The organism is Acidiferrobacter sp. (assembly GCF_054609335.1).
In genome coordinates this window covers 5001-16895 of the sequence record NZ_JBTRWP010000056.1, presented here as the reverse complement: position 1 = coordinate 16895, position 11895 = coordinate 5001, and the positions used below count along the sequence as shown (strand labels likewise).

11 protein-coding genes (1 of these 11 cut by a window edge) are annotated in these 11895 nt (G+C 61.5%); 8 read left to right on the top strand and 3 right to left on the bottom strand.

Features of this window, described 5'->3' with window-relative positions; genetic code table 11:
* Positions 1-715: 715 nt before the first annotated feature.
* Positions 716-1468 carry a TIGR04255 family protein gene (locus ACYCTF_RS12235; protein ID WP_461284250.1) on the top strand — a complete coding sequence of 251 codons (753 nt, stop codon included), beginning with the start codon at positions 716-718 and terminating at the stop codon, positions 1466-1468.
* The gene (locus ACYCTF_RS12230; protein WP_461284249.1) at positions 1452-2132 is read left to right on the top strand and encodes a hypothetical protein; all 681 of its coding nucleotides are present in this window, start codon (positions 1452-1454) and stop codon (positions 2130-2132) included. The genes ACYCTF_RS12235 and ACYCTF_RS12230 overlap by 17 nt, the downstream gene beginning before the upstream one ends.
* An 856-nt stretch (positions 2133-2988) precedes the next feature.
* Here the strand turns inward: ACYCTF_RS12230 and ACYCTF_RS12225 are convergent.
* Together ACYCTF_RS12225 and ACYCTF_RS12220 are read right to left on the bottom strand one after the other, a co-directional pair.
* Positions 2989-5358 (bottom strand): putative bifunctional diguanylate cyclase/phosphodiesterase, encoded by a 2370-nt coding sequence (locus ACYCTF_RS12225; RefSeq protein ID WP_461284248.1) that lies wholly within the window; start codon positions 5356-5358, stop codon positions 2989-2991.
* Complete coding sequence (locus tag ACYCTF_RS12220; RefSeq protein ID WP_461284247.1) at positions 5327-6088, bottom strand: type 2 periplasmic-binding domain-containing protein; 762 nt, start codon at positions 6086-6088, stop codon at positions 5327-5329. The genes ACYCTF_RS12225 and ACYCTF_RS12220 overlap by 32 nt, the downstream gene beginning before the upstream one ends.
* A gap of 346 nt (positions 6089-6434) precedes the next feature.
* On the opposite strand from ACYCTF_RS12220, the gene ACYCTF_RS12215 reads away from it, so the two are divergent.
* From ACYCTF_RS12215 to erpA, 5 genes are all read left to right on the top strand, one after another.
* Positions 6435-7586, top strand: coding sequence for a porin (locus ACYCTF_RS12215; RefSeq protein ID WP_461284246.1), 1152 nt, complete (start codon positions 6435-6437; stop codon positions 7584-7586).
* A gap of 92 nt (positions 7587-7678) precedes the next feature.
* A complete protein-coding gene (gene argC, locus ACYCTF_RS12210; protein ID WP_461284245.1) occupies positions 7679-8713 on the top strand; it encodes an N-acetyl-gamma-glutamyl-phosphate reductase in 1035 nt (344 codons plus the stop codon).
* Positions 8714-8767: 54 nt separating this feature from the next.
* Positions 8768-9487: a DUF6776 family protein gene (locus ACYCTF_RS12205; protein ID WP_461284244.1), complete on the top strand. Its 720-nt coding sequence runs from the start codon at positions 8768-8770 to the stop codon at positions 9485-9487.
* An 11-nt stretch (positions 9488-9498) separates the two neighbouring features.
* Positions 9499-9921 carry a bactofilin family protein gene (locus ACYCTF_RS12200; RefSeq protein WP_461284243.1) on the top strand — a complete coding sequence of 141 codons (423 nt, stop codon included), beginning with the start codon at positions 9499-9501 and terminating at the stop codon, positions 9919-9921.
* A 68-nt stretch (positions 9922-9989) separates the two neighbouring features.
* Positions 9990-10346 carry an iron-sulfur cluster insertion protein ErpA gene (gene erpA, locus ACYCTF_RS12195; protein WP_461284242.1) on the top strand — a complete coding sequence of 119 codons (357 nt, stop codon included), beginning with the start codon at positions 9990-9992 and terminating at the stop codon, positions 10344-10346.
* 74 nt (positions 10347-10420) lie between these two features.
* Here erpA and ACYCTF_RS12190 read toward each other — a convergent pair whose 3' ends face one another.
* Complete coding sequence (locus ACYCTF_RS12190) at positions 10421-11533, bottom strand: anhydro-N-acetylmuramic acid kinase (RefSeq protein ID WP_461284241.1); 1113 nt, start codon at positions 11531-11533, stop codon at positions 10421-10423.
* A gap of 64 nt (positions 11534-11597) precedes the next feature.
* On the opposite strand from ACYCTF_RS12190, the gene tyrS reads away from it, so the two are divergent.
* A protein-coding gene (gene tyrS / locus ACYCTF_RS12185; RefSeq protein ID WP_461284240.1) for a tyrosine--tRNA ligase crosses the window boundary here: on the top strand, positions 11598-11895 show its start. It continues 914 nt past the right edge of the window; only the first 298 of its 1212 coding nucleotides appear in the window; it begins with the start codon at positions 11598-11600; the stop codon falls past the right edge of the window.

Below are 11895 nucleotides of genomic sequence, written 5' to 3'. Positions count from 1 at the left end.
ACAATCAGGCGCTCATCGCACTGGCCCGTAGGCGCAGTGATGTGCTGTATGCGATGTTGCGTGACGGCGCTTTTTATCATGCGGCATCGACAACAAATGCTTGACAAAGGACATAGGGGCACCCCCCCACCCAGTCAAAAAGCCAGGTTGAAGCAAAGCACCACTGAGGATATCGTGTGCGCGTGACCAACCCGCGCCCGACAGAGGGGCTGGGCCTTGCAAGCAGAAGTGAGGGTTCCGGTAGCGTGCACTATGGCCCCGATCCGGCGCCTGGTGCGGAATCGCTAAGATTTGAGCGCTGCGGCTTCTGAAAACATCCGCGCGTCAGTAATGCATGGTCATTCGATGCTGCTGTGTGCGCTCCTGGATGTGCCCGGAACGCGGCATGACGCACGACCGCGACGTCAACGCCGCGAGGCTATTTCGCCTCGGACGGTGGGCGCCTCTCCCGAATTGGGGGGCGCATGTGGGGAGAGGGCGCTTCTGTTTGTTTTGGGCCCGTGCAGTGCGCCAGGCGCAAGGATCCTTGGGTCCTCGATAATGGCAGTATATATTGTGAGCCCGCATCATTTACGTGGAGGCTTTTACCCCTGCGGGTTACGGTACGGTGGCCCGCCGTACCACTCAATACGGCGGCACGAAAAACGCCAAGCCGCGGCGGCGTATCTGGTTTTGGAAAAGCTTCTAGTGAGCACCAATCCTGAGTCTGGACGGCATGACGCAAGCTCAACAGTACAGTAAACCGCCTATTACCGAAGCCGTCATCTCTATCCTCTTCGAGGATCCGATTGGCGAAAGCGAACTATTGTCTCTCCAGAAGGCCCTATCTCGACACTACGCCCATAGCCAGCCAATCAAAAATCTCCATGTCAAGTTGCAGGCGGGGGGTGGAGCGGACCTTGACATAAACCAGGAACATGAGGCCGGCAGTCGTTTTTCATCACCCGACATGACCGAGTTGCTTATTTTGTTCCCCAAGTCCTTTACCGTTTCCCAGCTCCCGCCTTATCCAGGCTGGGATACGGTTTTCGCACGCTTTTGCAGAGATTGGCGTATTTTGAGAAAACGGCTAGGGTTCAAGACCGTGCAGAGGGTCGGCGTCCGCTACATTAACCGGGTAGATATACCGGTCGAGGGTGGCATCCTCGCCCACGAGCAGTACCTAAATGTCTTCCCGCGCGTGACCGCGGAGTTTGGGCCTCTAAACGCATACAGCGTCCAAGCACAGATATACATGCAAGACTTGAAGGCGCATTTGATTATCAACTCCGCCTCGGTCCCCTCTCCGCTCATAGGTTACGTCTCCTTTATCATAGATCAAGACATCGGACGGGTGATCGACGTTCCTCAGAAAGATGACGAGATATTTAATCTAATCAGTCAGGTGAGGCACAGGAAGAATGCTGTCTTTGAGTCCTGCATAACTGAAAAGGCGCGAGGTCTATTTGGAAATGACGGGGGAACTTAAGATACACATAACGCCAGATCACCCTAAAGTTGAGGGGCGTGATTTAGTGGGTGTTTCGGTCGTCAGTCCATTCTCCGCTGGATACTACGGCTCCTTCGAGTATTCAACGGAATCGCCTCTTATGCTTGGCGAGATGGATGACTGGAGGGGTGTCCGGCAGAAAATATATGATCTTCAAAACTCACCGTCACCGGCCGCTCAGGTTCTCCAAGCCGCAACGGTTGAGGCGGGAGTTGAAGAGAAACTTTTTGATGCAACCGCGAGCATAAAAGTTTTGATATCACAGGTCGCTATGCATATGGACGCGAGCTGGCGTGATGGTCTGTTCCGGCAACTGGATTCCCTACATGATCCACAGGAGTGGGATATTGAAGACATCCCGATCCAAAAAGGGTCCTTTGGGACTTTTTTAAAGGCGATGTTGAATCTGGCACCAACCGTGAAGCCCGGGTTGGGCGCGTCTTATAGGGGGTATGTCGTGGCCGCCTGGACGCGCGACCAAGATCGGCTTACTGTCGAGTTTTACCCGAGCGACCGCGTAAGGTGGGTGATATCGAATTTGACGGAATACGGTATAGAGCGTTTTGCAGGGGAAGTCCCGGTGTCTCGTTTGGCGGAGACTCTCCAGCCGTATGAGCCGAAGCGGTGGTTGCAGAAATGCTAGGGCGAGGACAACAGCTACCTGGCGATCACCATATCTTGAGGCGCGTGAGTTGGGCCCGGCTGAGAAGGGATGCGGATGGGGAGGTGATCGGTTGCCTCCCCCAGGCCTTCGAGTTACGGGAGAATGAGCAGGACCTCTCGGCCAATTGGCTTGAGTACCATGATGGGGTTACGCACGCGGCGAGAATTGGCCAATGCGTTGTAGAGCTGAGGTCGGCCAGCCTTAGAGGTGGCACGAAGATTGGGCCGAAATGTGGGTTCGCGGTGGCTTGCGTTCGGAAAGCCAAGGAAGTTTGTGGCGGGCTCAGAAAGCAGGTCCGGATCGTATATGCGCCGAGCCATATTGCGTCGCACGCAGTCATTAAAAATCTCCCAAGGGACGATGCGAGTCTTTTGGATGCCTTCGCGACTGAAGCATTTACGGAGATGGTTATGAATAAGGACATCCCCGAGGTATGAGTGTGGTATGTGTTTTTGTCTGTCGCGTTCTTAGGTCAGCAATATTGGCCGCGGCCATCATGAGGACCGATGGGTTCGGTGCCGGATGCGCGAACGCCCCCTGGGGTGCCCCCGCGTAAACGCCCGGATTGAGCCGCCATGACGGGCGACCTTGGGTCCAACTGCACTGAGGGGGTGCGAGAGCGCCTTTTCAGGTTCGCGATGTTCTGTTCGGTGGCAGGCGATGACGGCCGTACGGGAACGGGATTGAGGCCAAGAAAAGGGTCTTCGGGTTGGCGCGGTTGTCAGCGTGGAGCGAGTGGGCATGGACCGGCTGCTGCTGTTGTGGGTGCAACGTTGTGCGGCGCGAAGGCGGACTAGGCCCAGGTGTGGCAAAGTCGTGCGGCGATAGGAACGGGCTACAAGCCTATTGTGAGGTGGCCCGGTTCTGTGAGGGCCTTGAGGAGCAAGGCCTCTAATTCATTCTCGGCCGCTTGAAGTTCCATCAATGTGACGACGCCGGCTTGTGTGTCCTCGGCGTACTCGCGCATAGCCTCCGTCATAAGGTGATGGATGCGGGCATGAAGCGTCTCAAGCGGACTTGGCCCCAGCGCCCGTAACTCATGATGGAGGGGGCAGGCGTCGACTGCCAGCGCATCCACGGGGGTCGGCGGGCAGTCCCGTCGCAGAGTCTCGATGACGGCCCTTATCCGTTTCTTGTGGTGGGCGCGGGCAAGCCAAGCGTTTGTCGCCGTGGTCGTGCCGGGCGCGGTTTGGGTCCAGAGATCGGGGGCCCGCCAGCCACGCGCCCAAGGGGCGACGGCATTCAAGGGGAGGGGCCGACTGATGACATAGCCTTGGGCGAACTGGCAGCCGAGATCGCGTAAGAGCAAGCCTTGCTCCAGCTCCTCGACACCTTCGGCGACCGTCACCAAATGCAGAACGCGGGCGGCCGTCAATATACCGCTCACGATCGCGAAATCCCGCGGGTCCTCGCCCATGTCGCCCACGAAGGTCTTGTCGATCTTCAGGATGTCGCAGGGTAATTGTTGCAGGTATGTGAGTGAGGCGTAGCCGGTGCCGAAGTCGTCCAGGGCGACGGCGATGCCAAGCGCGCGGCACTCTTCCAAGATGGCGCCGGCGTGCGCAAGATCGGAAAGCTCACTCGTTTCGGTGATCTCGATTTCAAGCAAATGGCGGACTTCGGGGCCTCCCGTCATCGCGGATTGGAGGTCTTTCAGGAAATCCGGGTGCAGGAGGTGGCGGCTGTGGATATTGACCGCGACCGGCACCTTGATCCCCTGTTCCGCGAGATAAAGAATTGCATGGCAGGCCTGCTCCACCACGAAGAGATCGAGCCGGCGCATGAGTTCGGCGTCCTGCTCGATGACTGGAAAGTATTCGCCCGGGGCCCAGAGTCGTCCGTCGGGTCGCGGCCAGCGCAGCAGGGCTTCGAAACTGCGCAGGCGCCCGGTGGCGATTTCAACCTGGGGTTGGAAGTGGAGCGCGAGAACGCGATCCCGTAAGGCCGTGGCAAACTCAAATTGGACCTTGTGCTGATTTAGAAGGCGCTCTTCGAGGGCGGGCGTGAAGAAACGGTGCACGTTTTTTCCCAGGCGCTTGGCCTCGTACAAGGCGAGATCGGCCCGCCTTATAAGGTCATCGGCCTGAGTCCCGTCGGACGGGAACAGGCTTACCCCGCAGCTTGCCGCAACGGTCAGTTGCTCGTGTCCGACGGCGACAAACGGGTCCTCGAGCGCCATGCGCATCGCATCCAGGGCCGACATCACGTCGGCGGGGGCGTCGATGGGCGACAAGATGAGCCCGAATTCATCACCCCCAAGGCGCGCTGTGGTCGTGCCCGGAGGGAGGGTGGTCCGGATGCGTTCGGCAATGCGGCGCAAGAGTTCATCGCCCACGATGTGGCCGAATTGGTCGTTGATGCCCTTGAAGCCGTCGAGGTCCAGCATGGCGATGGCGAAGCCGCTTTGCTGTTGCGGGGGCCGCGCCAAAGCCTCTTCGAGTTTCTGTCGGAACTGGGCGCGATTATCGAGCCCTGTGAGGGCATCGTGCCGCGCTTGGTGGATGAGCTGTTGCTCGCGCTCGGTATCCTCAAGCGAGAACGCGAGATCCTGGGTCAGGCCCTCGAGGAGGCTCACGAGCGGCGGGGAGAAGAGGCTCAATTGCTCGGATCCCAGGGCCAGGATCGCCACGATCCCCTTCTTGGTCCGGATCGGGAGCGCGGCTGCCGATTGCGTGCCAGCGGCCTTATGCATGGCATGCCACGGCGTAAAGCGCGCATCGTGGGTTAGGTCATCGGTGATTTCTATGTGTCCGCTGCGCACTGCGCGGCCAGCGGAGCCCTGGCCCTCGGGGCGGCTGGGGTCGGCCGTGAAGAGGCAGTGTAGCCAGTCGATCCCGAGCGGGCGTTTCTCGCTGAAGGCCAGCACGTGTATGTCGCCGGAGGCTTCGACCCGACCGATCCAGGCGAAGAGCAGTCCGGTGTAGGCGATGATGATCCGACAGGTCTCCGCGAACAGTTGGTCCGGGTCGGGGTGGCGGACGATGAATTGGTTCAGTTCGCTCAAGGCCAGGTAAAAATCACGCTGTTGCTCGGCAAATAGGCGCTCCCTCTGAATTTGGGCCTCGGCGTGTTCCTGCATCGCCTCGGTGTGCGCTATTTCGCGTCGAGACGACCGATAGTAGAAGGTCGCGCTCACCAACAGGGCGAATATCAGTGCCAGCGGCACCTCGAGCCTATGCACGAAAATCTCGATCAGGTTCTTCATGGGCAGGCTCACGCCGGCCACGAGACCATAGTGAGTAGATTGGTAGGCCCCGAGGCGCCAGCCCGTCAGTGTTTGCCCGGAGAATTCCCCATGGCCCTGGCGGCGCGCTTGGCGCAGCGCCTGCATGAGAGGGCCGTGGCGCAGCTTCCCGTATCGGGTATCTGCCAGGTCGGGAAGCCGGTATTCGAGCACCCCCCCCGCGGTTGACGATGAAGATATGGAAGTGCGGGGGCAGTTTGTCTACGAGCCCGCGCAGCCGTGGCCACGAGGACAGCGGGCGCTCCAGGATCAGGGTGTCGTGCGATGAGTAGGACTGCGCGAACAGTACGCGCCGACCATGGGGCGTCGCGAAGGGCGGCGAGAAACACAGATGGTGGCGCGAGAGGCAGAGAGAGGTCACGGCGAGGAGCGTGTGCTGCAGATTCGCGGTCGTGATCTCAAGCGGAGAGGCGGCGGCCAGGATATGGTCGCGGGCATTGAGGATCGCCGCATCGACGTCCTTGGGATGGTCGGCCACATAATCGCGCAGCAGGCGAGCGCGCGGTGCGGGCGGCACCTGGCGCAGGGTCGTTTGTAGGCGCTGCATGTCGCTGGCTATGTGGGTGAGGTAGGACTCCTCGACCCGACCGATGGCCGCGGCTATGATCGCAAGCCTATGGCGGGTCGCTTGCTCGAGTCCGCGCCATGACGCGACGGCGAAGGCGAAGGTCGTAATCAAGATGCCCAGCACGAAAAACGCCCACAGACGACTGACTGCGTGGGGCGCTGAGTCGGTGGGGGGAGGGGGCGGGGTGCTCACGACTCACCTTTCGTATCCCCTGCAGGCCGCGATAGCGCCGCCTGTCCGCGAACACCGCCTAAGCCTTGGTCGGTCCCCGTCGCTCCGACGGCGCGAAGGCCGCGCATTCCGGCTCGTGTACCTGTCATGCCATCACCCCGTGCCCGCCTTGATCCTAAGCGAGCTCTTCTGTGTTGCATTTGCCTAGGCCGCTTGCTATACCTCATCAGCATAGACGTTGCAGCGTCTAGTTGTTACTCAAAACAAACATCCTGTTCGGTGAGGAGGAAATACTAAGATGAAGTGCAAGGTGCTGACGGCTGCCGTGAGCGCGGCCTTGGTCGTGCTGCCCGTGGCCGCCATGGCCGGCGTCAAGGTCGGGGGTATGGCGCAGGGGGAAATCGGTTATTGGAAGGACTCGAGCAATGGTGTGGTGCAAAGCCAAGGCACCAACATGCTCGACAACGGTCGTGGCCGCCTGTGGGTAGAGGCCAGCCAGAAGCTGGGCTACGGCCTGACCGGCATGGCTTATTACATGATGAAGGTCAACACCATGGGGCAGAGCGGGTTTGACAGCTCGCCGTATGCGCCTAATGCTACTGACGCGGGTGAGAAGTATGTCGGCCTGAAGGGCGGCTTCGGCTCCCTCGAGGTCGGCAACATCGCAAGCCCTTATAAGTACACGGGCGGCGTCATGTGGGATGCCTTCGTCACCACCGATCTGCAGGCGCGCGGCAACGGCGGTATGGCCGCCGGCGTGTTCGGCCAGAACGGCTTCATGACGAACTCCATCCTCTACCAGTCCCCGAACTTTGCCGGCTTCCATGTGGCCTTGGCCTATAGCCCCGAGAATGCCGGTGTGAACGGGAGTAACAGCGTACAAACGCTGACCGCCCAGCACGGCGACTACGCGGGCGCCCTGCAGTGGAAGGCCATGGGCTGGAGCGTGTTTGTGGCCCGCGACCATGCCGGGGTCCCGGCCGGTGCCCAGACCTTCAAGCCCTACGCGACCCCGGTGGGTGTGGGCAACGGTCTGACGTATGTTGAACCCGCAGGTAATGCAGGACCCGGTGTCATCCAGAACAACACCAAGTTTGGTGTGAAGTACAACTTCGGTCCGGTGGCGGTCATGGGTCAGGCGGAGAACCTCCAGACCTCGGGCGAGGCCAATCCGACCCGCGACGTCTTCGTGGGTGTCGATGGTGCGGTCGGGCATTGGGCGCCGGTGGTGCAGGTGGGCGAAACCCGCAACAAGTTCTACGCGGGTGCCGACATCAAGGTGAGCTACGTGGCGGTCGGGGCCTTCTACAACTTCAAGAAGGGCTTCAGCCTCTACGGCGGTTACCGGCAGACGCACATCACGGGCGTCAACGCCAATGTGCCGGCCGCCACCGGTGCGAACAATGGCACCCAGAGTGTGTTCTCGATCGGCATGCGCAAGGTGTTCTAAGTCGTAACGGGTAAGATGTGACATGACGGGGCCTGCGGGCCCCGTTTTTTATGGTGCTCTGCTACAATGGCGGCCCTTAATCGGGGGTTCTTATGGTCAAGGTCGGGATAATCGGCGGCACGGGCTACACGGCTTCGGAGCTCTTGCGTCTCTTGATTCGCCACCCGCGTGTGACGGTGACGGCGATCACCTCGCGTGCCGAGGCGGGCCGTAGCGTGGCGAGCCTCTTCCCGAGCCTGCGGGGTCGTTGTGATCTGATGTTTTCCGATCCGGAGGGCGCGGGCGTCTTTGCCGGTTGCGACGTGGTGATGAGCGCAACCCCCAATGGTGTGGCCATGACCCATGCCCCGCGACTGCTTGCCGAGGGTCTGCGTCTTATCGATGTCGCCGCTGACTTCCGGATTCGGGATGTCGCGCTTTGGGAGCAATGGTATGGCATGAAGCACGCCTGTCCGGAGCTCGTGGCCGAGGCCGCATACGGTCTGCCGGAACGCAACCGTGCGGCGATCGCCCGGGCGCGGCTGGTCGCCAATCCCGGCTGCTATCCGACCGCCGTGCAGTTAGGCTTTCTGCCACTTGTCGAGAGCGGTCTGGTGGACCTGTCGTCGCTCATGGCCTCGGCTGTGTCCGGCACGAGCGGGGCGGGGCGCGGTGCCCATGTCCCCATGTTGCTTGCCGAGGCCTCCGAGTCGGTGCGGGCCTACGCTATGGGCGGTCATCGCCACCAGCCTGAGATCGCCCAGGGGCTTGCGCAGATGGCGGGCGCGCCGGTCGAGTTCGTGTTCGTACCGCACCTGGTCCCCATGATCCGCGGTATTCATGCCACGCTCTACGCGCGGCTGAAGGATCCGTCGGTCGACGTCCAGGCGCTCTACGAGGCGCGCTATCGCGATGAGCCCTTTGTCGATGTTCTACCGGCGGGCGGACACCCGGATACCCGCACGGTGCGTGGTACCAACCTCTGCCGTATCGCCGTCCATCGCCCCAAGGGCACGGACAAGGTCGTCGTTTTGAGCGCCATCGACAACCTCACCAAGGGCGCGAGCGGTCAGGCTGTGCAGAACCTGAATCTCATGTGCGGTTTTCCGGAGACCGAGGGTCTGGACGACATCGCGCTTTCCCCCTGACATTGTCGCGCCCGCGTTAGTCGCTATACTCCCCAGAGTTTCTGCGGAGGTGTTGTGGTAAAGCATACCGGTGATCTCGTTGTAAGACGGCGTGTCTCACCCGCTGTGCGTTATGGATTGATCGCCGCCGGCGCCGTGTCGGTGGTCCTAGGCGGGGCGGGGCTCTTCTGGCGCGGCGAGTCGGTGGCCGGTTTCTATGCGGGCCGCGCCGCCCATGAGCAGGCCGTGGCCAAGCAGCGGATAGCCCACTTGCAGCAAAAGGTGAGGAAGCTTTCCGCGGACCTTGCGATGAGTAAGCGCATGCTTCAATCCGGTGATGTGGCGTACTCGTCCTTGTCGTCGGCCTTGAAGAAGAGCGACGAGCAGCTTATGCACCTGCAGGAGCGGCTGGGGTTCTATCAGACTATCCTCGGCGCCTCGAAGCGCGCCAAGAGGGTGGCCATCCAGCGCTTCCGAATCATTCGCGAGGCACGCGGCTGGTACTATCACCTGCTCTTGGTGCAGCCGTTTGCCCCCGATCGCTGGACTTATGCCCGCGTGCGCCTGACCGTTCAGGGCCATACCCCCGGCCATTCGTCGGATACGCCCGCGGCGGGCCTTGTTGACACGCCCCAGGCCGTCCACTTTAAATACTTCGATGAGGTTCGGGGGCGCTTAGTCCTGCCCGCGAACATCGTTCCGCAACGGGTCGTGGTGCAGCTGACATCGGGCGGCCATGTTATTACGCAGACCTACCCGTGGCCGGCCTCCACGCCCCCGGCCCCCCGCAAGTGAGGATACGCAGCATGCTAGAGAAAATGGGAAAGAAGTCGGCAGAGAAGCCGTGCAACACCATAGACACCTTGATCGGCGAACAGACGCAAATTACGGGCAATCTCGTGTTCTCGGGGGGGCTGCGTGTTGATGGCAAGGTGCATGGCGACATTACCGCGCAAGGTGAGGGCAGCACGCTGATCCTGAGCGAGCGCGGCGAGGTGGTAGGAAGCATCCGTGTCCCTCACCTCATTATCAATGGCACGATCAAGGGGAACGTCTATTCCTCGGAATGCGTGGAGTTGCAGGCCAAGGCGGAGATTACGGGGGATATGACCTACAAGAGCCTGGAGATGGCGCTGGGCGCCACCGTGAATGGTGGGTTGATCCACGAGGCCGAGAAGGGTACACCCAAACTGAAGGCCATAGGCGGTTCCGATCCCGTCATATCCTAGGGTTATTTGACCGCTAGGCGTCTGGGGGCGGATAATGGCCGCCAGGGAAATCGCGAGGATTTATGAGTATGAATGAAGCCGTTGCCACCGAGATGCCGAGCCCTTTGAACTTTACCGATAGCGCGGCCCAGAAGGTCAAAGAGTTGATCACCGAGGAGAATAATCCGGCCTTGATGCTGCGGGTTTTCGTTTCGGGGGGAGGTTGCTCGGGTTTCCAATACGGGTTTACCTTTGACGAGAATGCAAACGAGGACGATGCGCGCATCGACAAAGAAGGCGTCACCTTGCTCGTCGATCCCATGAGCTTCCAGTATCTGGCTGGGGCCGAGATCGATTATCAGGAGGGGCTGGACGGTGCGCAGTTCGTGATCAAGAACCCGCAAGCCAAGAGTACCTGTGGGTGCGGGTCGTCCTTTTCGGTCTGACGCACGCCCGGATCCAGAACTTCTGGTCCCCGAAAGCCCCTCAAAAGCGAGGGGCTTTCGCGTTTCAGGGCCCGTCACGCGGGATAGATGGCGCCCAGTATCACCGGGTGGTGGGCCCCTGTGACCGATGGCAGATTGCCCGGGCGTCCGGACAGGGTCTCACGCGCAAGCCACGCGAAGGCGGCGGGCTCCACGAGCTGCGGGTCGAGCCCCAGGCGCGCGGTGGTGTGAACGGGGACTGTGAGGCGCCCGGCGATCGCCGCCATGAGTACCGGGTTGGCGGTGCCGCCTCCGCAGACGAAGACCTCTTCGGGCTGCAGCGGTATTAGGGCCTCGGCAATCGTCTCGGCGGTGAGGCGCACGAGTGTGGCCTGGACCGAGGCGACATCGAGGTCGCGGCCGAGGTGTTGGAGGCGCGTGGCGAGCCACTGTGGCGTGAAGTACTCGCGGCCGGTACTTTTGGGGGGCGGGGCCGCGAAGTAGGGGTCGTCTTTCAGGAGCGCAAGCAAGCCCGGATCCATGCGGCCGCGTGCGGCCAGCAGGCCGTCTGTGTCCTGGGGTTTGCCCGTGTGTTGGTGCGCCCAGGCGTCGAGCAAGGCATTTCCGGGACCCGTATCGAAGCCCCGCACCGGGCTCGTTGTGTGGGTGGCGGGAATCACCGTGATATTGGCGATCCCGCCCACGTTCACGATGGCGCGCGTCTGGGTGGCGTGACCAAATAACCACTGGTGGAAGGCCGGCACCAGCGGGGCACCCTGACCGCCGGCCGCCATGTCCCGTCGCCGGAAGTCCGAGACGGTCGTGATGCCGGTGCGCTCGGCTATGCGCGCCGGATCGCCGATCTGCAAGGTGAAGGCGTGAGGCCCCGAGGGCCTATGCCGTACCGTTTGGCCGTGCGAGCCAATGGCAGCCACTTCGGCGAGGGTGAGACCCGCGGCGCGCCGGGCCTCGGTGCTGGCGGCCGCGAAGATTTCCGCTAACTCCCCTTCGAGGGCGCCCATGCGGTCGATCTCATCTGCGCCTGGCACCATGAGCGCAAGCAGGCGCTGTCTCAAGGATTCGGGGTAGGGTTCATAATGGTGCGCGGCGAGCAGGACCGAGGGCGCTTCCGCTGTGAAGCGGACGCACACCGCATCGACTCCGTCTGCGCTCGTGCCCGACATGAGCCCGATATAGTGGTGTGGCATGACCCTCCTCCTGCCCGTTCTGGCCGCTATGGTACCCTTGGCGCTTCCGAAGGAGGTAGTTGTCGTGAAGCTAGCCTTAGAAAACGCCCTTTCCGTCATCCGCGCAGGGGTGGCCGATATCGTCTCGGAGACGGAGTTGCGTGACAAGCTCGCGCTCGGCCGGCCGTTGCGCATCAAGGCGGGTTTCGATCCGACCGCCCCGGACCTCCATCTGGGCCATACGGTGTTGTTGCGCAAACTGCGCCAATTTCAGGACCTCGGGCACACGGTATTGTTTCTGATCGGCGACTTCACAGGCCGCATCGGCGATCCGACGGGCAAGAACACCACCCGTCCGCCACTGTCGGCAGACGATGTGGCGC